The 22,387-nt window shown below is 41.0% G+C and carries 23 protein-coding genes; 21 read left to right on the top strand and 2 right to left on the bottom strand.

Annotation, left to right across the window (positions count from 1 at the left end; genetic code table 11):
- Nucleotides 1-15: 15 nt before the first annotated feature.
- From tuaB to MKZ03_RS16375, 9 genes are all read left to right on the top strand, one after another.
- Entirely contained in the window at nucleotides 16-1,467 is a 1,452-nt protein-coding gene (gene tuaB, locus MKZ03_RS16415; protein WP_341032446.1) for a teichuronic acid biosynthesis protein TuaB, read from the top strand.
- Complete coding sequence (gene tuaC, locus MKZ03_RS16410) at nucleotides 1,464-2,648, top strand: teichuronic acid biosynthesis protein TuaC (protein WP_341032445.1); 1,185 nt, start codon at nucleotides 1,464-1,466, stop codon at nucleotides 2,646-2,648. The genes tuaB and tuaC overlap by 4 nt, the downstream gene beginning before the upstream one ends.
- Nucleotides 2,649-2,727: 79 nt before the next feature.
- Nucleotides 2,728-4,065, top strand: coding sequence for a UDP-glucose 6-dehydrogenase TuaD (tuaD, locus tag MKZ03_RS16405; protein ID WP_341032444.1), 1,338 nt, complete (start codon nucleotides 2,728-2,730; stop codon nucleotides 4,063-4,065).
- Nucleotides 4,066-4,079: 14 nt separating this feature from the next.
- Nucleotides 4,080-5,009: an NAD-dependent epimerase/dehydratase family protein gene (locus tag MKZ03_RS16400; protein ID WP_341032443.1), complete on the top strand. Its 930-nt coding sequence runs from the start codon at nucleotides 4,080-4,082 to the stop codon at nucleotides 5,007-5,009.
- A 39-nt stretch (nucleotides 5,010-5,048) separates the two neighbouring features.
- Nucleotides 5,049-6,506 carry a teichuronic acid biosynthesis protein TuaE gene (gene tuaE / locus MKZ03_RS16395; protein WP_341032442.1) on the top strand — a complete coding sequence of 486 codons (1,458 nt, stop codon included), beginning with the start codon at nucleotides 5,049-5,051 and terminating at the stop codon, nucleotides 6,504-6,506.
- A 58-nt stretch (nucleotides 6,507-6,564) separates the two neighbouring features.
- Complete coding sequence (gene tuaF, locus MKZ03_RS16390; RefSeq protein ID WP_060597405.1) at nucleotides 6,565-7,242, top strand: teichuronic acid biosynthesis protein TuaF; 678 nt, start codon at nucleotides 6,565-6,567, stop codon at nucleotides 7,240-7,242.
- 24 nt (nucleotides 7,243-7,266) lie between these two features.
- Complete coding sequence (tuaG, locus tag MKZ03_RS16385; protein WP_060597403.1) at nucleotides 7,267-8,022, top strand: teichuronic acid biosynthesis protein TuaG; 756 nt, start codon at nucleotides 7,267-7,269, stop codon at nucleotides 8,020-8,022.
- 25 nt (nucleotides 8,023-8,047) lie between these two features.
- Entirely contained in the window at nucleotides 8,048-9,238 is a 1,191-nt protein-coding gene (gene tuaH, locus MKZ03_RS16380; protein WP_400559817.1) for a teichuronic acid biosynthesis protein TuaH, read from the top strand.
- Between the two features lie 134 nt (nucleotides 9,239-9,372).
- The gene (locus tag MKZ03_RS16375) at nucleotides 9,373-10,440 is read left to right on the top strand and encodes a glycosyltransferase family 4 protein (RefSeq protein WP_034660156.1); all 1,068 of its coding nucleotides are present in this window, start codon (nucleotides 9,373-9,375) and stop codon (nucleotides 10,438-10,440) included.
- A gap of 35 nt (nucleotides 10,441-10,475) precedes the next feature.
- On the opposite strand, the gene MKZ03_RS16370 is transcribed toward MKZ03_RS16375, so the two are convergent.
- A complete protein-coding gene (locus tag MKZ03_RS16370; RefSeq protein ID WP_341032439.1) occupies nucleotides 10,476-11,567 on the bottom strand; it encodes an LCP family protein in 1,092 nt (363 codons plus the stop codon).
- Entirely contained in the window at nucleotides 11,552-12,220 is a 669-nt protein-coding gene (locus MKZ03_RS16365; RefSeq protein WP_012011434.1) for a YigZ family protein, read from the bottom strand. The genes MKZ03_RS16370 and MKZ03_RS16365 overlap by 16 nt, the downstream gene beginning before the upstream one ends.
- 221 nt (nucleotides 12,221-12,441) lie before the next feature.
- Here MKZ03_RS16365 and MKZ03_RS16360 point away from each other — a divergent pair, with 221 nt between their 5' ends.
- From MKZ03_RS16360 to MKZ03_RS16305, 12 genes are all read left to right on the top strand, one after another.
- The gene (locus MKZ03_RS16360; RefSeq protein WP_003213166.1) at nucleotides 12,442-13,617 is read left to right on the top strand and encodes a sensor histidine kinase; all 1,176 of its coding nucleotides are present in this window, start codon (nucleotides 12,442-12,444) and stop codon (nucleotides 13,615-13,617) included.
- Between the two features lie 64 nt (nucleotides 13,618-13,681).
- Nucleotides 13,682-14,371: a two-component system response regulator DegU gene (gene degU / locus MKZ03_RS16355; RefSeq protein WP_008348273.1), complete on the top strand. Its 690-nt coding sequence runs from the start codon at nucleotides 13,682-13,684 to the stop codon at nucleotides 14,369-14,371.
- Between the two features lie 217 nt (nucleotides 14,372-14,588).
- Nucleotides 14,589-15,431, top strand: coding sequence for a DegV family protein (locus MKZ03_RS16350; protein ID WP_034660152.1), 843 nt, complete (start codon nucleotides 14,589-14,591; stop codon nucleotides 15,429-15,431).
- A 120-nt stretch (nucleotides 15,432-15,551) separates the two neighbouring features.
- A complete protein-coding gene (locus MKZ03_RS16345; RefSeq protein ID WP_341032437.1) occupies nucleotides 15,552-16,931 on the top strand; it encodes a DEAD/DEAH box helicase in 1,380 nt (459 codons plus the stop codon).
- A gap of 66 nt (nucleotides 16,932-16,997) precedes the next feature.
- Nucleotides 16,998-17,291: a late competence development ComFB family protein gene (locus MKZ03_RS16340; protein WP_060597398.1), complete on the top strand. Its 294-nt coding sequence runs from the start codon at nucleotides 16,998-17,000 to the stop codon at nucleotides 17,289-17,291.
- Nucleotides 17,288-17,974 (top strand): ComF family protein, encoded by a 687-nt coding sequence (locus MKZ03_RS16335; protein WP_340973906.1) that lies wholly within the window; start codon nucleotides 17,288-17,290, stop codon nucleotides 17,972-17,974. Before MKZ03_RS16340 ends, MKZ03_RS16335 begins: the two co-directional genes overlap by 4 nt.
- Nucleotides 17,975-18,030: 56 nt before the next feature.
- Complete coding sequence (locus MKZ03_RS16330) at nucleotides 18,031-18,450, top strand: TIGR03826 family flagellar region protein (protein WP_034660147.1); 420 nt, start codon at nucleotides 18,031-18,033, stop codon at nucleotides 18,448-18,450.
- Between the two features lie 79 nt (nucleotides 18,451-18,529).
- Nucleotides 18,530-18,793, top strand: coding sequence for a flagellar biosynthesis anti-sigma factor FlgM (flgM, locus tag MKZ03_RS16325; protein WP_003213252.1), 264 nt, complete (start codon nucleotides 18,530-18,532; stop codon nucleotides 18,791-18,793).
- Nucleotides 18,794-18,811: 18 nt separating this feature from the next.
- Nucleotides 18,812-19,294: a flagellar protein FlgN gene (locus MKZ03_RS16320; protein ID WP_034660146.1), complete on the top strand. Its 483-nt coding sequence runs from the start codon at nucleotides 18,812-18,814 to the stop codon at nucleotides 19,292-19,294.
- Between the two features lie 15 nt (nucleotides 19,295-19,309).
- Nucleotides 19,310-20,830, top strand: coding sequence for a flagellar hook-associated protein FlgK (flgK, locus tag MKZ03_RS16315; RefSeq protein WP_307500333.1), 1,521 nt, complete (start codon nucleotides 19,310-19,312; stop codon nucleotides 20,828-20,830).
- Nucleotides 20,831-20,839: 9 nt separating this feature from the next.
- Complete coding sequence (gene flgL / locus MKZ03_RS16310) at nucleotides 20,840-21,751, top strand: flagellar hook-associated protein FlgL (RefSeq protein WP_106050639.1); 912 nt, start codon at nucleotides 20,840-20,842, stop codon at nucleotides 21,749-21,751.
- A gap of 48 nt (nucleotides 21,752-21,799) precedes the next feature.
- Nucleotides 21,800-22,378, top strand: coding sequence for a DUF6470 family protein (locus MKZ03_RS16305; RefSeq protein ID WP_106050640.1), 579 nt, complete (start codon nucleotides 21,800-21,802; stop codon nucleotides 22,376-22,378).
- Nucleotides 22,379-22,387 lie beyond the last annotated feature (9 nt).

The following is a 22,387-nucleotide window of genomic DNA, read 5'->3' as shown; positions in this document are numbered from 1 at the left end:
AAGTAGGGAAGAGAAATGGCAAGTATGAAAAAACGCATGCTAGGCGGGGCAAAATGGACAAGCTTGTCCGCATTCATCATTACGATTATCCAAATCGCACAGTTCGCTTTTTTAGGGAACGTGATGTCACTGAAGGAGTTTGGACTCGTTGGCATGATCACAACTGTCACAATATTTACGCAGATTTTACTTGATCTAGGGATTGGGGCAGCGATCATCCAAAAGGAACAAACAACAGAACGTCAATTATCTACATTATATTGGATCAATTTACTCACTGGAATTGTCTTATTCTGTTTACTCATTCTAGTAAGCCCAATGATTGCCGCCTTTTATAACCGGCCAGAGCTGGAGGGTTTGCTCAAACTATTATCCATCATGTTTCTGATTGCACCAATGGGCCAGCAATACCAGTACATGATGCAAAAGGACTTAGCCTTTAAAACATTAAGTACCATTGAAGCCATTGCAACCATGATATCGCTGTTTGTTTTACTCGCTTTGGCTTTTTTCATCAATCCGATTGTGGCCTATGTCATTTCTCAAGTGCTGCTGCAATCAGGAAAAGGGCTTATGTATGCCGCAGCTTATTGGAAGAAGTGGCGCCCAGCACCTGTTTTTGCATTAGGGGAAGTGAAAGAATTTTTCTCATTTGGTGCATTCCAGCTCGCATCCAGACTGGTCAATCGAGCAGGATCGAACATAGACATGATTTTAATCGGCCGGTTTCTTGGAGCAGAAGCATTAGGTATTTACAGCTTGGCGTATCAAATTGTAACGATCCCGGTGCTGAAGATTAACCCAATCGTGACGAGAGTGGCTTTCCCTGTTTTCGCAAAAAGTCAGCGTGATCACTCCATGCTGCGAGAGGGCTTCCTCAGTATGACGAATATGCTCGCATTGATTAGTTTTCCATTATTAATCGGTCTTGCTGCCGTATCAGATAGCTTTATAGAAGTAGTGTTTGGAGAGAAATGGCTCGTAGCCGTTCCGGTTCTTAACATTTTGTGCATTGTCGGCCTTCTGCGTGTGCTGATGAATCCAAACGGTTCAATACTTCTTGCCAAAGGGAGAGCGGACTTAGCCTTTTATTGGGATACGGGGATGCTCATCGTGTATGGATGCGCCTTATATGCAGGTGTCAGCACAGGCAGTCTGCTCACAGTAGCTTGGGTTTACTCAGGTGTCAGTCTGCTCAACTTTATTGTCGGCAGGTGGCTCATGGCGTATGTCATTCAGCTTGATATGAAGGTGTATTTAAAATCACTTGGAAAGCCTGCTGTCATGACGCTGTTGATGGCCGCCTGTGCGGTTTTCTTGCATCAAGGCATGAAGCTGACGTCAGCGGATATTTTACTTCAATTAGGATTGACGATTTGTGTCAGTGCTGCATTGTATGGCTTGCTGTTCATCAAAATGTATCCGCAGGTGGCAGGTAAATTATTGAGAAGAGGTCGTTCGTCATGAAGGTGCTATGGCTGACAAGTGTATATCCTAGTGAAAAACATCCAAGTGAAGGCGTATTCCATGAAACGCAAGTGCAGGAGCTGCTCAAACAAGGAATACAAGTGACTGTCATTTGTCCCAATCCAGTAAATTTACCGGTTTTGCGGATGCTGAAGGCGGCCTATCGGCAGAAAAAAGATATGCCCGAACAGGAAGTAAGAAACGGAGTGACAGTATACAGGCCGCCCTATACAGCGATCCCTGGACAGCTGAAATGGGCACAGCCGAGTAAACGAATAGCGGCTTCTGTTCTAGGCGCCATGCAGCGTTATCAGCTGTCACCAGATTTTATCCATGCGCACTTTGCGATGCCGTCTGGCGGAGCGGCGGCTGTGATTCAGAAAAAAACGCAAATTCCTTATCTTTTGACCTTACATGGCAGTGATGTGAACGTGTATCCGGGCTATAGCAAAGGGGCACATGCAGCCTTTGAAACGGCGGTGAAACAGGCATCTGCTGTTCTGACGGTGAGCGAGGAGCTTGCTAAAAAGACAAATGACATGACAAAGGTGGAAGCGCAATGTCTCCCGCTCGGTATTCCGCTTCAGTCATTTTCTAAAACGGAAGAAGATCAACAAGGCATCAGGAAAAAGTTAGGCTTACCCCTTCACGACAAGCTCGTTGTCTTCGTCGGGCGATTAGTGAAGGAGAAGGGTTTGCTCGAATTAGCTGATGCTGTCAGCGGCATGGATGGTGTGAAAGCAGTCTTTGTTGGAAAAGGCCCCCTTGCAAAGGAGCTCACAGAACGGGCTGGTGCATCCATTGTACTCCCAGGACAGGTGCCGAATGAGCAGGTGAAAGACTACTTAATGGCAGCCGATCTGTTTGCACTTCCTTCCTATAGTGAAGGAATGCCTACCGTCGTCCTAGAGGCGCTTGCTTTAAAAGTACCTGTCATTGCGACACGAGTCGGTGGTCTCCCATCTTTATTTTCTAGCTATCAACACCTGCTCGTTGATCCGCGTTCGACGAATCAGTTAAAAGAGGTCATTCACGCCTATCTTTATGAAAACAGATGGAATGAGCAAGTGAAGAACGATCTTCATCAAATCGTTCATACAGAATATTCATCAGCAAATAATGCGAAGCATCTCATACAGCAATATGAAAAGGTGCTTAATCAATCAATATCCATCGTTTAAACAAGATGAAATGTGCAAAGAATGATAGATAGATAAACAGCTTGGAACGGACAATATGCTTTTACTGAGAGGATGAAAAATGTTGAAGAAAATTGCTGTGATTGGAACAGGGTATGTCGGGTTAGTATCGGGTACTTGTTTTGCTGATATCGGAAATCGTGTCATCTGCTGTGACATCGATGAATTAAAAATCAACAGCTTAAAAAGTGGTGTCGTTCCCATTTATGAACCGGGTTTAAAGGAATTGATTGAAAAGAATACGGAGGAAGGAAGACTGTTTTTTACAACCAATATTCCTGCCGCTATCAGGGAATCAGAGATTATCTATATTGCTGTAGGGACACCGATGACAGCACAGGGGGAAGCAGATTTAACGTTCGTGAAAGCCGTCGCTCAAACAATTGGTGAACATCTAAATGGCTATAAAATCATCGTCAATAAAAGCACAGTGCCCGTTGGAACAGGCCGGCTCGTTCAAGCCATTGTCGAAAAAGCATCCCGCAGTAAATATCCTTTTGATGTCGTATCCAATCCAGAGTTCCTCAGAGAAGGCTCTGCAATCCAAGACACGATGAATATGGAGCGGGCAGTAATAGGCTCGACAAGCACCCATGCGTCAACCATCATCAAAAGATTGCATGAACCGTTTCAAACAGAGGTTGTAGAGACCAACTTAGAAAGTGCTGAAATGATTAAGTATGCTGCAAATGCCATGCTTGCCACAAAAATCTCATTCATCAATGACATTGCAAATATTTGCGAGCGGGTGGGCGCTGATGTTGAAAAAGTCAGCGAAGGAGTTGGATTAGACAGTCGCATCGGGCATAAATTTTTAAAAGCGGGCATTGGATTTGGGGGTTCTTGTTTCCCGAAAGACACGATGGCTCTTCTCAAAATTGCCGAAACAGCCGGCTACCGGTTCAAGCTGATCGAGTCCGTGATTGAAACGAACAATCACCAAAGAGCTCACCTTGTCAGCAAACTGATGAGTGTATTCGGTGATATTAGAGGAAAAACCATCTCTGTCTTAGGTCTCGCATTCAAACCGAATACGAATGATATGCGTTCTGCGCCTGCATTAGACATTATCCCCATGCTGAGAGAGCTGGGTGCTTTTGTGAAGGCTTATGATCCGATTGCTTATGTAGAAGCAGAGCGAGAGCTTGGCCCGCAGGCTGTCTTCAGCAATGACCTGTATGAAACAGTAAAAGATACGGATGCTTGCCTCATCCTAACAGAATGGGATGACGTACAGAAGATGGATAAAGATCAAATCAAGCTGCTGCTTCGTTCACCGATTGTAATTGATGGAAGGAATTTGTTTGATCCAGCAGAAATGAAAGAGAGAGGATTTATTTACCAGTCTATCGGCCGCCCAGGCGTATGGGAAGCAGAATTGGTATCAAAGGCACAATAACAGGGGGAGCTTGGATGAAGAAAGTATTGGTTACTGGGGGAAGCGGATTTATTGGATCACACACGGTAGAGGCTTTACTAGAAAAAGGCTACGAGCCCATCGTTCTTGATAACTTTTCAACTGGATCTCGGGAAAATATTGCCCATCTTTCCGTTCAATGCATTGAGGCAGATGTCACAAAATCAGAAACGGTTGATTTGATCAAACAAATGAGACCGGATTATATCATTCACCTTGCAGCACAGGTGAGTGTAGCCGTTTCCGTTCAGAATTTCGTTTATGACGAAGAGGTCAATATAAAAGGGTCCCTGCACGTCATGAAAGCAGCGGCTGAAGCAGGAGTGGAGAAAATGGTATTTGCCTCATCAGCAGCTGTCTATGGAGATCCAGTGTATCTGCCAGTGGACACCGCTCACCGTCTGAAGCCTGGTTCGCCTTATGGTTTAGCGAAACTCACAGTAGAGCGATACTTAGAAATGGCAAAATCACTGTATGATGTGGACTATTGTATTCTTCGGTACAGCAATGTTTATGGTCCGCGACAAGACGCACTTGGCGAAGGCGGAGTTGTCTCTATTTTCTCTGATAAGTTTGCAAAAGATGAGGCTCCTTTCATTTTCGGAGACGGGGAACAAACAAGAGATTTCATTTATGTAGGTGATCTAGCAGCAGCGAATGTTGCGGCTTTAACAGCTCAATCAAACGTTTGTTTAAATATTTCATGTGGTGATTCGATCACTGTGAATGAGCTGTTTCAAACGATGAAGCGGGTGACGAGGTCGCATCTTGAACCAATTTACAAGCCGCAGCGTGCAGGAGATATTGTGCATAGTACATTGGCAAATGAGGAAACGAAACAAGTCTTAGCATGGGAGCCTGTTGTGAGTTTACAGGAAGGTTTGGCTCGTACCATTTCCTACTATGAACAGGAAGTCAAGGCTTAATCCCTCAAATCGGATGGGTTGCTTAGGAGGAAAATGGGTATGAGTGTGAAACAAACAGCATGGCAAATCATGATTGGATGTATTTTGTTTGCAGCAGGGATCGGGCTTGTACAAATGGCAACCGCCCAGCCCGTCGGGTTAAAGAAGATGGTGGCTGTTCCGGTTATACTTTTGATCCTGTCGGCTGCTCTCGTGTTGATGAAGCTATACATGAATGGTGAGCAAATCTTCATGTCAGCCATCTATCTTTTGATTGCATTGACTTTTCTCAACAACGCTTTCTTTTCTATTAGTGCCGGATTCTTTAGTCTTTTTCTCTACCGTATTATGCTTATCGCCGTCTTTGCTTTATTCATATGGCGGATGAGAGATAAGGGGACGTACATATCGCAGTGGCAGCAGATTCGTGTCAAAGGAATTCTTGGTTTTTTAGCTGCATGGTTTCTTTACGGGCTCATCTCACTGCTTTGGGCTCATTCGGTCACAGACGGCCTCAAATATATGTCCCTGCTTGCAATGGGGATGGGGTTTGTCTTTCTTGTCGTCATGTTCATTCAGCGAATGGATCAAGTGGTGACCTTTTATAGCATTTGGCTGGTCATGACTGTGTTTGTGATGGGGATTGGGTTCTATAATCACTTTACATTGAACCATTTACCGAATACCTCATTGTATCTAGGACCAGCGTATAAACAGCACTATCCTACATCTGTCTTTTTTAATCAAAATGACTTTGCGACGTTTTTATCGATTAGTTTCTTTTTATATCTAGCGTGCATGCGTCAAATGAAAAACGGTTATATCAAAGCGTTTGGATTATTAGGGGCAATCGCCGCACTGTATCTCATATTGTTAACCGAATCCCGAGCCAGTCTGCTTGGCATATTTGCAGGAGTGGCGGTCTATGTGTGGCTGCTGCTGCCGCGATTTCTCAAAAAGTGGTCAATCATTGCAGCAGGCGGACTTGTTGTTATCTGTATCGCTGTCTTTTCAGCCAAGATTTATTCGGTCTTTTATGACTTGTTTCTCGCTTCTCAGGTCGCACATTCTTTTAGTGAACCACTCCCGTCTAACATCGCGAGAGCGAATTTGATCAAAAATGCTTGGCACTTCTTTACGAATTCATACGGATTCGGGGTTGGAGCGGGGAATGTGTCTTACTACTTAGCTCACTTTTCGATCTTTGATACAGACCAGGTCGTAGAAGTGCACAATTGGCTGCTGGAAGTGATGACGAACTTTGGGTTTGCGGTCATGCTGGGCTATATCTCAGTATACGCCTATCTCATGTTCACACTGTACAAACAATACCAATGGGCTGACACAAGATCGGCAAAAATGATCATTGAAGGGTTGTTTGCAGCCATGCTGAGCTTTCTCGTTTCAAGTATCAGTCCTAGCTCCGTCTCGAATTTATATTTCCACTGGGTATTTTTAGGACTGGTGATCGCAGCGGTGAATATGTTGAAAAATAAACAACGACTCAAGCTGTGGTAAACGGTTTGTATGGCTACACTAGTGAAAGAGCAAATACGTCAATGTTGGGAGAATGAACATGTCTGGTTTCATATCTAGAATAGGGAAGCGAATCAAAAAGTACATCGTATGGCTCATCCTGCTGCCTGTCATATTAGGCGCCTTTGGTTTCTTTTTTGCTAAAGGAACTACGCAGCAGTCCAGTTACACAGCTGCTGTTACCCTCACTCTTGGTAAATATGATGATGGGGTGTATAACAATATGGCGGAAGTGACATCTCTATTAAAAAGCGATGCATTTCTAAACGAAGCACTCAGTGATGTCAAAGAAGAAGAAAGGCAGGATGTGAAAACCCGTCTCATCCTTACCAATCAATCAGATACACAATTACAGCTGTCTTTCACAGATGCCAATAAGGATCGCGCTTTGGCTGTCGTGAAGCAGGTGTCGGATACATTTCTTAAGCAAGACAAAGCATTATTTACAAAAAGGCAGCAGGTGATCGAAAGTAGATTAGCTGCTCTTGAAGACGAATCTGTCAGCAATGATTCCAAAGTCGATAAAGAACGATTCTTATATGAATTGGAGTCGACAAAGCTTGGAATGAAGCAGGCAAAGATTGTCGATCCTGCACAAGTACTTGATGAGGGCAATAAAGGCATGTCAGCCAAAAAACGTGCACTGCTTGGGCTTGTCATTGGCTTTAGCATCTCGCTCATGTTTGTGGTCTTACCCGAAGTGTTCAAAGAATCTTAATGATGAACTGGAGATGAGTCTTAGGTGAACAATCAACCGTTAGTATCCATCATTACACCGGCGTATAATGCGGAACGTTATTTAACGGATACAGTTCATTCCGTCCTTGCCCAAACCTATTCCAATTGGGAGCTGATCATTGCAGATGATTGTTCTACAGATGGAACGAGAAAGCTATTAGGGGATTTAAGTCAAGCGGACGACAGAATCAACGTCATTTATTTAGAGGAAAATGGGGGAGCCGCCATTGCTAGAAACGCAGCCATCAACCAGGCAAAAGGGCGCTTTATTGCTTTTTTAGATAGCGATGATAAGTGGAAAGAGACGAAGCTTGAAAAACAGGTAGACTTCATGCTGACAAATGATTATGCCTTTACATTTACGGCATATGACATCATTGCAGAAAATGGAGAACCGTTAGAAAAAACCGTCACTGCGCCAGCGAGATTAGATTATAATGAAGCCTTGAAAAATACCATTATCGGCTGTTTAACGGTCATGCTTGATCTTCAAAAGGTAGGACATGTGGAAATGCCGAACATTCGCACAAGGCAGGATTTAGCTACATGGCTGTCTATATTAAAAAGAGGATTTACAGCCTATGGTATGAGCGAACCGCTCAGTGAATATCGCATCGTTGGAAACTCCATCTCTAGTAACAAGTGGAAAGCAGCGAAAAAAACGTGGTTTGTCTACAGAGAAATTGAGCAGCTTCATTTTGTCAAAGCGTCCTGGTGTTTTATGCACTATGCGACAAATGCTGTGAAGAAGCGCTTATAAACAGAAGGGAAAAAAGGTGATAAAGGTGAAAGCAGACTCGATCATACATGTTGTCGTAGCGACGGGAGAATGGGGACAGGACGGACTGAGGTACAGACGGCATCGGCTGGCCGAATTTCTAGCATCTGATCCAGAAACAAAAGAGGTCATCTGGGTATGCCCGTCATCATCTCGTCATACAGCTCCCTTTCAGCCCATAACAGATCGAATGAAGCAATTGACCATTCCTGATGTGCTCAAGAGTAGATTGTTTCGCTTTGGCCGATATCAAGACATGTTCTATATTCATAAATTGTCCCCTCTTCTTGAACATTTGCGGCAGGAGGAAAAGAAGGGGATTGCTGTTTGTTTATGGTATACGTTTCCGGGCTTTCCGCTCTTATCTTCCTTATTTGAATGGAAACACATTGTCTATGATTGCAGTGACCTGTGGGGAGAGCCGATAAGCGGCAAACACAACATTCTTTCTTATATGAGGCAGCGTGTCATTGTCAAAGCAGAAAATCGAATCATTAAATACGCACACAGCATTACATGCTCTTCTCAATATTTACACGATCAAATTAAAAAACGTCTTATGGGAGAACCGAAAGATGTGTTTACTGTGGAAAATGGCGTCGAGTACGATGTATTTGCGAAAAGCAATCTACCGTGTAAAGAAGATGTGCTGGAAGGAAGAGAAGGAACCGTGCTTGGTTTTATCGGAGGAATCAAGCCAAAGCTCGATTTTGACATGATGGCTGAAGCTGCTCGCATGCGGCCTGATTGGACATTTTTATTTGTCGGTCCGGATGGAACGAATGGAGATCCATCTTTTCAGCGTGCACTCAAACGGCCAAATGTGATTTGGACAGGAGCTGTTGCACCAGAAGAAGTACCTGCTTATATGAAGCTGATTGATGTAGGCATGATGCCATACAAACAATCCCCTTACAATCAAGCGGTGTTCCCTCTCAAGCTCTATGAATTTTTAGCAGCTGGAATACCGGTTGTCGGTTTAAATCTCCCATCAACGGAAAGGCTAAAAGAGAAGGATGTGTATGAATATTTAGAGGGCGATGATCCTGCGCTCTTCGTAGAAGCCTGCCTGAAAGTGATCAGCAAAAAAGACGACACGACCTATAGACATCTAAGACAAAGCCGTGCGAAGAAAAAAGATTGGCACGCGCTGTTCACAAACATGGTGGAACTAACGAATATTAAAGAAAACGCATAATTCATTCGGGATTGTGCGTTTTTATTTGTTTCTTCTTCACCGGGGGAGCTTGTGATCATCCTCTATTCAATTGTATAATGGAAAGAGCGGCCAATATACAAAATACAGATTTCAATTTAGAAGGAGACTGACCTATGGATTACGAACGCGCCTTATTAGCGTTTTTTGTCTCTCTGGCTACAGTTTTAATTGTGACACCAATCGTCAAAAAGTTTGCAATTAAGATTGGTGCAGTGGACCAGCCGAATAAACGAAAAGTTCATGATAAAGTAATGCCTCGAATGGGTGGTTTGGCAATTTTTATTGGGGTAGCGGCTGGAGCATTAGCAGGCGGGCTGTTTCTACATAATAAAATTACAGCAATTTCAGTTGGTGCCGTACTCATCGTCATTTTAGGTATATTTGATGATAAATATAATTTAAGTGCAAAATTTAAATTTCTCGTACAAGTTCTTGTTGCTTGTTTGATTGTGAGCACAGGCTTAAAAATGGATTTTTTCTCAGTTCCTTTTTTAACAGATCGAATTGAGTTAGGCTGGATGGCATATCCCCTCACCGTGCTATGGATTGTCGGCATCACAAATGCCATTAATTTAATTGACGGTCTTGATGGACTAGCTGCCGGTATTTCCGTCATCGGTTTATCAACGATTGCAGTGATGGCATTTTCTGCTGATAAGATTCTGATTCTTTCTTTATCTCTTGTCGTCATTGGCAGTACGATCGGCTTTCTCTTTTACAACTTTCATCCAGCGAAGATTTTTATGGGGGATACCGGTTCGCTATTTTTAGGGTATATGATCTCGGTGCTGTCACTTTTAGGGTTATACAAAAGTGTCACTTTGTTTAGTGTTGTTGTTCCTGTGATCATTCTAGGTGTTCCTATATTTGATACGACCTTTGCAATCATTAGACGCATATTAAACAAACAGCCGATTTCAGCGCCAGACAAATCTCATATTCATCATAGACTAATGGCCTTTGGCTTGTCCCATCGCATGGCGGTCATCGTCATTTACATGATTGGCTTAGTCTTTAGCTTAAGTGCGATTTTGCTGACAAGCGCGACCATTTGGTTATCGCTCATCATTATCTTTTTACTGGTAATGTTTATGCAAGTGATTGCGGAAGTCACGGGTTTGGTCAACGAAGAGTTCAAACCATTTACGAAATTCTATAAACGAATGGTGAAAAGACAATAAAAAACAGCCCGTTCCTAGGAACTGGGCTGTTTTTATTATTGTCCTGGTGTGCTGGTCGAAGGATTAGCTGTATCACTTGGCCCTGTTTCACCAGAGGATGGATTGGTTTGTGAATCTGTTTCAGTCGAAGATTCAGCAGGAAGCTTTAAATGCGTCCGTAATTCATTTTGTACGTTAGCTAGATTGGTTTGATCTGGCTCAAAGTAATACGTTCGATTTGGTCCTAAATAAAGATCTGACCCTTTAATAGAAAGTGTTTCTGTGTCGTTTCCTTTAAATCCGCTGTAGATTTGCTGAAGTGCAAGACCTTCTGTGATACGGAAGTTGGTCGTAATGTGATCACTTACTTCTTTAGCGATATTATCGACGTTCGCAATGTTATTTGCCTTCGACATTTGATCAATCATTGCGCGTAAAATTTGTTTCTGACGATCATTACGTCCGAAATCACCGCGTGGATCTTGTTTTCTCATCCGAGCGTAAGCAAGTGCTTCTTCCCCGTTTAAATGCATATTGCCTTTTTTGAAGTAAATCTTTTTCGATTTTTTCACATCACTTTTTTCATTGAAATCAAATGGAACATCGATATCAATTCCGCCGACTTCATCAATGACATCCTTGAATCCGTCAAAATCAACGGTTGCATATTTATCAATCGGAATATGCAAGAATTGTTCGACAGTTTCAATCGTCTCGTCTTTTCCACCTTTAGCAAATGCTGCATTGATCTTTTCTTTATTTCCTGTCGTGTCACTTGCAAGCTGTACGCGTGTGTCACGAGGGATACTAACCATTTTCATCGTTTTGTCTTGAGGGTTAATCGTTGCGACAATGAGTGAATCTGAACGGCCATGATCACCATCTGTGGCATAATCCTCAATTCCGACAAATAGTACAGAGAAAGGTTTCTTCTTAATATCAATGACCGCATCACGAAGCTTCGATTTCTCTCCTCGGTCTAGCTCATCATATGTTTTGTCAGCAGCCTGAAGTGTATTGACTATTTTATATACTGCAAATCCGCCCATGCAGATGATAAGAAGTAAAAATAAGACCAGGATACGTTTGAAAATTTTCTTCTTCTTACTCTTTTTCTTTCGTACACGCACTCTTACTCGTTGTGCCATTCATCTGTCTCCTTTATCGGACCAATGTCCTTTTCTAAATAAATCAGTTCGCCTTCTTTTGTAACACTCTTTCCATTTGTCAGCTCAGTCATCCATTCAATGAACTGCTCTGTTTGTGTTTCTTCTACATACGTCTCAAAAATAACATCTTCTGCATAATGAATTTCTTTTAGCTGAAAAGATGAGGCTCTAAGCTCATTCTCTACCTTTCCAAGCCATGTATAATCTATTGTTGTGTGCATCGTACGCATTAAACAGCGTTCTACCATACCAACATGGTTGATGGCTTCTGATACAGATTTTCCGTAGGCACGAATCAATCCACCGGCGCCTAGCTTAATACCGCCGAAATAACGAGTGACCACTACGACTGTATCTTTCAGCTTCCGTTTTTTTAACACTTCAAGCATTGGCACACCTGCTGTACCGCTTGGTTCACCATCATCATTTGCTTTTTGAATCAGGTCATGTTCTCCAATGAGATAGGCAGAACAATTATGTGTGGCATTCCAATGTTGTTTTTTAATGGATTGTATAAATGCTTGTGCTTCTTCTTCTGAGACAGCACGCTGTATATGACAAATAAAACGTGATTTTTCAATGACGATCTCATGCTCGCCACGACTTTTTACTGTAAGATAGCGATTCAGCAAAAGACTTACCCTCCTGACAAGCAAATTGTAAGACTAGAGAAAATTTGCATTGATTTTAGAATTTTACAGCGTATTTTGTTATGATGATAGGGGCGGAAAAAGGGTCGTCATAAAAACTTCATGATTTATACGCATTCTTTCATTATAATTCGACATAAAATGCAGATCAATGACATTTATAATAAAAAAAGATGACATCACTGTTACGGGAGGGAAAAGCCATGACAACACCTAAAATGGATCCGAAATTATTGGATTCAATCATCATGAAAATGCTAAGTACAGTTGATGGCAGCAAGGACGAAGTATTTAGGATAGGCGAACAGTCCCGTCAACAATATGAAAGCCTAGTAGAAGAGCTGAAGCAAATCAAGCAGCAAGTAAACGAAGTAATTGATTTTGGGGATAAACTCGAAGTCCATACGAGACATGCTAGAAATCGCTTATCTGAGGTCAGCAGAAACTTCAACAAATTTAGCGAAGAAGAAATACGGGAGGCCTACGAAAAAGCACATAATCTGCAAGTGGAACTCACCATGATCCAGCAGCGCGAAAAGCAGCTGAGAGAAAGAAGAGACGATCTGGAAAGACGATTGTTAAGCCTGCAAGACGTCATTGAACGCTCTGAAACGCTTGTGAGTCAGATCACAGTTGTTCTCAACTATCTCAATCAGGACTTACGCCAAGTTGGCGTGTTACTTGAAGATGCTCAGGCAAAACAAGATTTTGGACTAAGAATTATTGAAGCCCAAGAAGAAGAACGCAAAAGGGTGTCCCGGGAAATTCATGACGGTCCGGCCCAGATGCTGGCAAACGTGATGATGCGTTCCGAATTAATTGAACGGATTTTCAGAGACCGTGGGACAGAAGAAGGCTTTAAAGAAATTAGAAGTCTCAGACAGAATGTGCGAAATGCTCTGTACGAAGTGAGAAGAATCATTTATGATTTAAGACCAATGGCTTTAGATGATTTGGGTCTCATTCCGACGCTAAGAAAATATTTAAACACAATCGAAGAGTATGATGGAAAAACCAAGATTACGTTCCAATGCCTAGGGGATACAGAAAGCGAAAGAATTGCTTCTCAATTTGAAGTGGCACTGTTTAGACTAGCCCAAGAAGCTGTCACAAATTCACTAAAGCATTCCGAAGCTGAAGAAATCTCTGTAAAAGTAGAAGTGACGAAAGACTTTGTCACGTTAATTATCAAAGACGATGGAAAAGGCTTTGATATGAAAGATGTGAAAACAAACAAAAACAAATCCTTCGGTTTACTTGGCATGAAAGAACGCGTAGACTTACTGGAAGGTAAAATGACCATAGACTCAAAAATAGGTCTAGGGACATTCATCATGATTCGCGTGCCATTAACATTGCAAAATAAAATTGTAAAATAGAGACAAAAGACATATTGACCATAAAGTTCAGGTGTAGAACAATAAACATGGGGAGGCGTAGCTTGTGACTAAAGTAAATATTGTAATTATTGATGATCACCAATTATTCCGTGAAGGTGTCAAACGGATTTTAGATTTTGAACCTACTTTTGAAGTAGTTGCAGAAGGAGACGACGGTGACGAAGCTGCACGTATCGTAGAACACTATCATCCGGATGTTGTCATTATGGACATTAATATGCCGAATGTAAATGGTGTAGAGGCTACAAAGCAGCTAGTTGAGCTTTATCCCGAATCAAAAGTCATTATTCTATCTATTCATGACGATGAAAACTATGTGACACATGCATTGAAAACAGGGGCAAGAGGCTACCTGTTAAAAGAAATGGATGCAGACACGCTCATTGAAGCAGTGAAAGTCGTAGCTGACGGAGGATCTTATTTACATCCGAAAGTTACTCATAACTTAGTAAATGAATTCCGACGCCTAGCGACTAGTGGCGTTTCAGCCCATCCGCAGCACGAGGTATATCCTGAAATTCGCAGACCACTTCATATCTTAACGAGACGTGAGTGCGAAGTTCTTCAAATGTTAGCTGACGGAAAGAGCAATAGAGGAATTGGTGAGTCGCTCTTTATTAGTGAGAAAACAGTCAAAAACCACGTGAGTAACATTTTACAAAAAATGAATGTAAACGACCGTACACAAGCTGTTGTTGTAGCAATTAAAAACGGCTGGGTAGAAATGAGATAATGTTCCGGACAAGTACTCCTTTTTCGCCTGTTTTTGGTTCTCTCACATGTTAACTGGAGAGAAATGATAGGTAGATAAGGAGTCTTTTTCGGATATAACGGGCTTGCCTATTGATTAGGCAGGCTTTTTTGATTACTATTATAAATCTAATGAATAACAATGATCATTCTTTGAAAATAAAAAAGAGCAACTTAACGGATAAGGAAGGTATTTAAGAATGAAAATAGCCGTTGTAACAGACAGTACTGCTTATATACCACAAGAGCTGCGTGATAAACATCATATTCATATGATCCCTCTTAATGTCATTTTTGGCAACGAATCATACCGTGAAGAAATAGAAATGGATTGGAAGACATATTATGAAGAAGTCAAAAAGCATAAAGACCTTCCAACCACCTCTCAGCCTGCTTTCGGTGAGTTAATAGAATTATATGAAAAACTAAGTGAAACATACGATGCCGTGATTAGTATTCACCTTTCAAGCGGAATTAGTGGAACATATAATAGTGCAGCCTCAGCAAATGACCTAGTTGACGGGATTGATATTTATCCGTTTGATACAGAAACTAGCTGTATGGCGCAAGGTTTTTATGCGATAGAAGCTGCTGAAAAAATCCAAGGTGGTGCTTCTCTAGAAGAAGTGTTAGCCCATCTCAATTATCTGAAAGAGAATCAGAGAGCTTATTTTATGGTAGACGATTTAACTCATTTACAAAGAGGCGGCAGATTAAATGGTGCTCAGGCTTTTATTGGGAGCCTCTTAAAGGTAAAGCCTATACTGCATTTTGACAACAAGCTAATTGTCCCTTTTGAGAAGATTCGTACACGGAAAAAAGCCATTTCACGTATTTTTGAATTATTTGACGAAGATGCATCACGTGGTGTCCCGATGAGAGCAACACTGATACATGGTAATAGAGAAGAAGAAGCAGACGACTTAATTGCGCACTTATCAGAAAAGTATCCTCATGTTGAATTTTATAAAAGCTACTTTGGTGCCGTGATTGGCACTCATCTAGGCGAAGGCTCTATAGCTCTTGGCTGGGTGATTAGATAAATCTTAAAAAACCTCTTTTCTAATAGAAAAGGGGTTTTGTTTTTCTATTTTGGCTGTTGGACGAAAGGTCATGTCTTTGCGCATAATAGGCAAACATCAGTTGAAAGGTGTTTGGTGAAATTGAACATGGACAAAGCAATGGAACTAAGGCAGCAACTGCAGTCACGCCACCTGCTTACCGCTGAAACAAGATGCTCACAGTCCGATTTGGATTGGCTGGAGGAGAAAGGGTTCGTCATCCGAACACCTGCTATTGAGAGGAAAGCAAATGGTCTTACTTGCTGTAGATGTGGTGTATCAAAAAAGCGGTACTTTGCCCACACTCCGTGTGACATGTGTCAAAAAGATTGTGTGTACTGTAGATCATGCATCATGATGGGGAAAACAACGGAATGTGGCTTTCTTTATGAATGGACGGGTCCACAAATGGAAGAAACATGTCATACGGAATTAACATGGCAGGGAAACCTGTCTAAAGGACAAAAAAGGGCGTCCGAAAAATTGATCGAAGCGATAAAAAACAAATCTGACCTACTCATCTGGGCAGTTTGCGGGGCAGGGAAAACAGAGGTGCTCTTTTACGGAATTGAATATGCCTTACATCAAGGAATGAGTGTCTGCATTGCGACACCTAGAACAGATGTTGTCCTTGAACTAGAGCCGCGGCTTAAAAAAGCATTTCAAGGAATGAAAATAGCTGTTCTTTATGGAGGAAGCCCTCAAAGGTTCCAAATAGCACCGCTAGTGATCGCCACAACTCATCAGTTGATGAGATACAAACATGCATTTGATGTGCTTATTATAGATGAAGTCGACGCCTTTCCTTATTCAATCGATGAACGTCTCCAATTTGCTGTTTTAAAGGCAATGAGAAAGAAAGGGGTTAGGGTTTATTTAAGTGCGACGCCCTCTAAGAAAATGAAAAGAGATGTATCTCGTGGACAACTAGAAGCCATAAAAATTCCTCTGCGCTTTCACCAACAACCGTTACCTGTCCCGTCCTTTCAATGGATTGGACATTGGAAGAAGAAATTAAAAAAGAACCAGCTCCCACCTAAAGTAATGAATTGGATGCAGAAACATATCACAAAGAAGAGAAGGATTTTACTTTTTGTTCCTTCTATTTCGACCATGAAGAAGATAACGAAGGTCCTTAGAGAACACCGCTTAAATGTGGAGGGGGTGTCTGCTGATGATCCAGACAGGAAACAAAAGGTCCAGCACTTCAGAGATTATAAATACGATGTACTAGTTACAACCACCATTCTAGAAAGAGGCGTAACCATTCCAAATGTTCAAGTGGGGGTACTAGGTGCGGAATCTACTATCTTTACAGAGAGTGCACTTGTTCAGATTTCTGGTAGAGCAGGTAGACATCCCGATTTTTTTAAAGGAGATGTTATCTTTTTTCATTTTGGTTTAACGAGAAGTATGAAACAAGCAAAGAAGCATATCGTAAAAATGAATGATACAGCTGCAAAAGAGTTTTCTGAAAAATAATGTGGGTGCAACTAAATTTCATGGTACATTTATATTCACAATACACAAATGGCAGGAGAGACAAATATGCTACTCAATGCAAAAGAAATACTACTCAAGGAAATCCTCTATCAATATCTCAACCAATTAAACATGATTTGTCACTGTGAAAAGTGTATAGAAGATGTATTAGCGATTTCACTAAATCAAGTGAAGCCTCAGTATATAACAGATATCGATAAAATATCTTACAGTAAATCCGAGATGGTGGATAAACAGAAGAATACGGCAATGCTGGTCATTCTGACAGAAGCTGCTTCAAAGGTCACCACATTTCCAAGATGCGAAAATCGTCTGCCGATAAATAAGGATAACAATTGATCTGCCTAATTTGTGAGGGGCATTTTGTCGCTGCTTTTACATGGAAATCATTACTTCTATTAAATGATGATCATCTATGTATAGCATGTAAGCATCACCTAGAAAAAATTCAACGCCCGATTTGTCCAGCTTGTGGGAGAGCACAGTCGAATGATCAATTATGTCAAGACTGTTCCAGGTGGAAAGAACGCCCTGATTCTACTACAGTACTTGTGAAAAATAGGTCTGTTTATGCTTACAACGATTTGATGAAAGATGTCCTTTCCCGATTTAAATTTCGAGGTGATACAGCTTTAGCTGAGCTTTTTAAACAAGATGTCCAAGCAGTATTTAAGCGCTCCTTTTCAATTAAAGAACCTGTGCTGATCCCGATTCCTTTAAGTAAAGAAAGGCTAAAGGAAAGAGGGTTTAATCAGTCAGTCATACTTGCTTCCTTGATTGGTCAGCCGATCCTGCAGCCGCTTGTGAAAATACATCAAAGCAAGCAGTCTAAGAGAAAGAAAAATGAACGTTTAGATCAAAAAAGAATGTTTCAAATCAAGCAGACAGATGCGATCGTTCAAAGGGATGTTATCTTAATTGACGACATCTATACAACGGGGGCCACCATTTATGATGCGGCAAGAATTTTAAAAGAAGCAGGTGCCAAAAGTGTTTCCTCTTTTACGTTGATTCGTAGTTAAAATTCAGGATAATTAACCGATAATAAGAAGAGAAAATAACGTAAGGGGTTTTGGTTATGAATCAATTGGCAAACTGTCCACAATGTAATCAGCTATTTTTAAAAACCACCATCCAAACGGTTTGTAACAAATGCTTCGAAGAAGAAGAACGTTCTTTTGATATCGTTTATAAATTCTTGCGAAAGCAAAGTAATAGACAATCAACCATTGCTGAAATAGTAGATGCAACAGAAGTTGATGAAGAATTAATCTTGAAATTTATCCGTTTGAAAAGACTTCAAATTAGTCAATTTCCGAATATCAACTATCCTTGTGAAAGATGTGGCCAACCGATCAGAAAAAACAAGCTGTGCAGCCAATGTGAACAGGATATTCATTCGCAAATGAGTCAAATGAATCAAGAAGAAGAGCGTAAAAGGGAGATTGAATCTAGGAAAAAAGACACCTATTATGCCATTAATCCTAAAAACGATTGATTCCCTAAACTAAGTTGCAGTTTGGTCGATAAAATGGATAGAATCAAGACAGACTGTAACGGAAAGCGAGAGGAATCCCGTGAAAATTAATCGATATGGAACACAACCAGTAAATCCTTACAAGAAAACATATGAGAAACAAACGTTGCAATCAAATCAAGCAAAATCAACTGATAAAGTCGAAATTTCTAAAAAGGCAATCGAAATGCAAAAGGTGCCGAATATCATGAAAGAACGCCAAGATAAAATAGACCAAATTAAAAAAAGCATTGAAGCCGGAACATATCAAGTAGATACAAAAGGCATTGCTGATAAAATGCTGAATTTTTATAAACAACAATAACAAAAGGGAGTAGCGTGAATGTCAGTTAAAATAATCATTGAAGAGCTGCATCGTCTCTATGGATTGCATGAACAGCTTTTGAAGCTGTCGAAGGATAAAACAGAAATGCTGAAAAGCAATGAGATTGATGCTCTTTCAGAGGTTCTGAATTTAGAGCAAAAATATATTCAAGCCATTTCTCAATTAGAAGAAAAACGAATTGAAGCCACAGTTCAATTTTTACAAAGTGATGAACCGCCAACCATCACCGCGTGTATCGAAAAGGCTGAAGGTTCGGATCAAGAAGAGCTCATTTCATTATATGACAAATTAAATGACATCATGGTGGAACTGAAAGATGTAAATGAACTGAACAAACAGCTCATTCAGCAGTCGCTTCAATTTATTTCACTGACATTCGATCTCGTTAACCCTAATAAAGAAAATATGAATTACGGACAAAATGGTCTTGAGAGTTCAAAGCCTAAACAGCAGAGGGCTTTGTTTGATTCAAAGGCGTAAACAAGGAGGATACCAATGGGTTCTACATTCATGGGTCTAGAAACGGCAAAAAGAGGAATCACAGCCCAGCGTGCAGGGCTTTATGTCACATCAAACAACGTGTCCAATGCAAATACGGATGGCTACTCAAGACAAAGAGTTACCTTTAAAGCAGATAATCCTTATCCAGTCATTTCTGTTTATGACGGCAAGACTTATGGCCAAATGGGGACAGGTGTTCAAGTTGGAACGGTGGAAAGAATTCGAGACAGCTTTTTAGATATGCAATTCAGAGATCATAACAATAACTTGTCTTACTACTCAACAAAATCTGATGCCCTTTCGCAAATGGAGGGGGTTATGAATGATTTGACGGATGAAGGCTTAAACAGAGCTTTTGATAACCTTTGGAAATCATTACAGGTCCTATCCGAAACAAAAAATGCCGATACAGCTTCTGCACGTACAGTTGTTAAAACAAGTGCACAGGCTTTAGTAGATCAATTCCGTTTACTTAATTCTTCTTTAACAACGATACAAAAGAATTTAAAAACAGAACTCGATTCAACAGCTAAAAATGTGAACACTATTTTATCTCAAATAGATGAAGTGAATAAACAGATTGCAGCAGTTGAGCCAAACGGATATCTCCCAAATGATCTTTATGATACGCGTGATGCTTTGGTAGATCAATTATCCTCACTCGTTGATATTAAAGTGAGTTACAATCCATCTGGCGGTAATGCACTCAAAATTGCTGAAGGAACTGTCAACATCGACATAATCGGTGCAAATGGACAATCTGCTGGAACGATTTTGAATGGCATTACGAACGAAAAATCTGAACTGCAAATCTCCTATGATAATACAACGGGACTTGTTAACTCACTTCAATTCGGAACAACAACCATTGCAGCAGATCAGCTTCAAGTGAATGGTAAAGTAAAAGCACTTGTTGAGGCTTATGGCTACATGTCAAATGGTGCTGAAAAAGGCATGTATCCGGATATGCTTGCAGAGCTGGATGAAGTAGCACAAGTATTTATGGATACATTTAACGATGTGCATAAGCAGGGGTACACGTTAAATGGCACAAGTGGACAAGACTTCTTTGATATTGAGAATAACAATGAATTGAATAAAGGCTTAGCAGCTCGTATCAAAGTGAGTGATGTCATTTTAGCATCAACAGATAATATTGCAGCATCTCTCAATCAAACAAAAGGTGACGGTTCGAATGCTACAAAATTAGCAAATATACAAGACTTAAAGTTACCAATCGGCGGCAATACAACGACGATCCAGGATTACTACCAAAATGTCATTGCTGAGATGGGGATTCAAGGGAAAAAGAACATGACGCTAGAAAGCAGTTCAGCCGCTCTTGTCAATTCAGCCAATGAACGTAGAATGTCGACGAGTGCTGTTTCCATTGATGAAGAAATGACGAATATGATCCAATTTCAGCATGCATATAATGCAGCTGCGAGAGTTGTGACATTACAAGATGAAATATTGGATAAAGTAATAAACGGCATGGGTGTCGTAGGAAGGTAGGTATAGCTGATGCGAGTCACACAAGGTATGATTTCTCAAAACTCACTTCGTAATATTAGTAAAAGTTATGAAAAACTTTCTAAAATAAATGAGCAAGCACAAACAGGGAGACGTTTCACAAAAACGTCTGATGATCCCGTTGCAGCAGTAAAAAGCCTTCAATATAGCACAGCAATGTTTCGAAATGAACAATATCAAAAAAACTTAAATGAAGCACAAAACTGGATTGATACATCTGAAACAAGTGTCACTGAAATCATTGATATTATGTCAAATGTACGAGATAAAGTGCTTGATGCGGCTAACGGAACAAAGCAGCCAGAAGATTTAGCAGCTATCGGAGTGGAAATTGGCCAGATGAAGAAACAAATCATTGACGCAATGAACACTCAGATGTTAGGTAAATTCGTATTTAATGGAACGAATACAAATGTCAAACCAGTTGTCGAGAACGCAGATGGTACGTTTACGTTTAACTTTGAAAACTATACAGATGCAAATGCCGTTAAGTCGAACATTTCTGATGGTATCACTTTAAATGTGAACTCAAATCCAATCTCAGCGTTTGGTGGACAGTCTGCCAGCGGTCAAAATGTCATTGAAATGCTGACGGATTTAGAAAACTCATTGAAAAATGGAACGTTCGCGAATTCTGATGATGCGTTAGGAAGTATCGATCAGTTTAAAGAAGTGATGAGTGCTGAGCGCTCGGACCTAGGAGCCCGTTCAAATCGTGTTGACTTAGTAGGCAGCCGTTTAACTTCACAATTCCAAGTGCTGAAAGATGCTAAATCCGATAATGAAGATGTTGAAAGTGAAAAAGCGATTCTTGATCTTCTTCAACAAGAGACTGTGAATAGAGCTGCTTTAGCAACGACGGCTAAAGTCATTCAGCCATCCCTTGTCGATTTCTTAAGATAATAAAAAGCATCCGTTGGGTGCTTTTTTGCATCATGGAGGTGTACCTATATGCAAATCCCTAGATTGTTAATGCAACAAACCTATGCAAAGCTGCAAATGTCGACAACTTCTTCTCGGCAAGAAGTAGAGCAGCCAAGAGCGGACCTTGAGATTCAGCAGCCAAGAGCTGTCATGAATATCACAAGGACACCGTCAAAATTAACAATAGACCAAACTGAGGCATTTGCCGATATGGATATCAAGTCGATTTTTAGGCGTTCTGAAGAATGGGCAGCTGAGGGGAAACGTGCTGTTGGAGAAGGAATGGGCCGAAGAGCGGAAGAAGGCAGTGAACTCATCAAGATTGAGAATGGTGGGAATGCAATTGCCGAATTTGCCAAAATCAATGGCGCTCCTCCAGCCAAACAATTCACCATTGGTGTGATCCCTTCATTCTTTAGTGTGAAAATTCACTATCAGCCATCTGAGCTTCAAATTGATGTGGAGCCTCAAAAAGCTATCATAGAGGCAACGCCTCATAAACCAATCGTTAACTACCAGCCAGGTAAGGTCAATATTGATATGTTACAATACCCAGATTTAAAAATAGAAGTTGACGAAACGGGCCAAAATGGTGATAAGGTATAGTTAAGAAAA

The sequence above is a fragment of the Bacillus sp. FSL R5-0431 genome, from assembly GCF_038002985.1.
Lineage (GTDB): Bacteria > Bacillota > Bacilli > Bacillales > Bacillaceae > Bacillus.
Note: the sequence above shows the minus strand (reverse complement) of the source record. Positions and strands in the feature narration are given on the sequence as shown.

What these genes read in the sequence shown, in the direction of transcription:
- tuaB (WP_341032446.1), top strand. Translation starts at nt 16, where the DNA reads ATGGCAAGTATGAAAAAACGCATGCTAGGCGGGGCAAAATGGACAAGC.
- tuaC (WP_341032445.1), top strand. Translation starts at nt 1,464, where the DNA reads ATGAAGGTGCTATGGCTGACAAGTGTATATCCTAGTGAAAAACATCCA.
- tuaD (WP_341032444.1), top strand. Translation starts at nt 2,728, where the DNA reads ATGTTGAAGAAAATTGCTGTGATTGGAACAGGGTATGTCGGGTTAGTA.
- MKZ03_RS16400 (WP_341032443.1), top strand. Translation starts at nt 4,080, where the DNA reads ATGAAGAAAGTATTGGTTACTGGGGGAAGCGGATTTATTGGATCACAC.
- tuaE (WP_341032442.1), top strand. Translation starts at nt 5,049, where the DNA reads ATGAGTGTGAAACAAACAGCATGGCAAATCATGATTGGATGTATTTTG.
- tuaF (WP_060597405.1), top strand. Translation starts at nt 6,565, where the DNA reads ATGTCTGGTTTCATATCTAGAATAGGGAAGCGAATCAAAAAGTACATC.
- MKZ03_RS16375 (WP_034660156.1), top strand. Translation starts at nt 9,373, where the DNA reads ATGGATTACGAACGCGCCTTATTAGCGTTTTTTGTCTCTCTGGCTACA.
- MKZ03_RS16370 (WP_341032439.1), bottom strand. Translation starts at nt 11,567, where the DNA reads ATGGCACAACGAGTAAGAGTGCGTGTACGAAAGAAAAAGAGTAAGAAG.
- MKZ03_RS16360 (WP_003213166.1), top strand. Translation starts at nt 12,442, where the DNA reads ATGACAACACCTAAAATGGATCCGAAATTATTGGATTCAATCATCATG.
- MKZ03_RS16350 (WP_034660152.1), top strand. Translation starts at nt 14,589, where the DNA reads ATGAAAATAGCCGTTGTAACAGACAGTACTGCTTATATACCACAAGAG.
- MKZ03_RS16340 (WP_060597398.1), top strand. Translation starts at nt 16,998, where the DNA reads ATGCTACTCAATGCAAAAGAAATACTACTCAAGGAAATCCTCTATCAA.
- MKZ03_RS16330 (WP_034660147.1), top strand. Translation starts at nt 18,031, where the DNA reads ATGAATCAATTGGCAAACTGTCCACAATGTAATCAGCTATTTTTAAAA.
- MKZ03_RS16320 (WP_034660146.1), top strand. Translation starts at nt 18,812, where the DNA reads ATGTCAGTTAAAATAATCATTGAAGAGCTGCATCGTCTCTATGGATTG.
- flgK (WP_307500333.1), top strand. Translation starts at nt 19,310, where the DNA reads ATGGGTTCTACATTCATGGGTCTAGAAACGGCAAAAAGAGGAATCACA.
- flgL (WP_106050639.1), top strand. Translation starts at nt 20,840, where the DNA reads ATGCGAGTCACACAAGGTATGATTTCTCAAAACTCACTTCGTAATATT.
- MKZ03_RS16305 (WP_106050640.1), top strand. Translation starts at nt 21,800, where the DNA reads ATGCAAATCCCTAGATTGTTAATGCAACAAACCTATGCAAAGCTGCAA.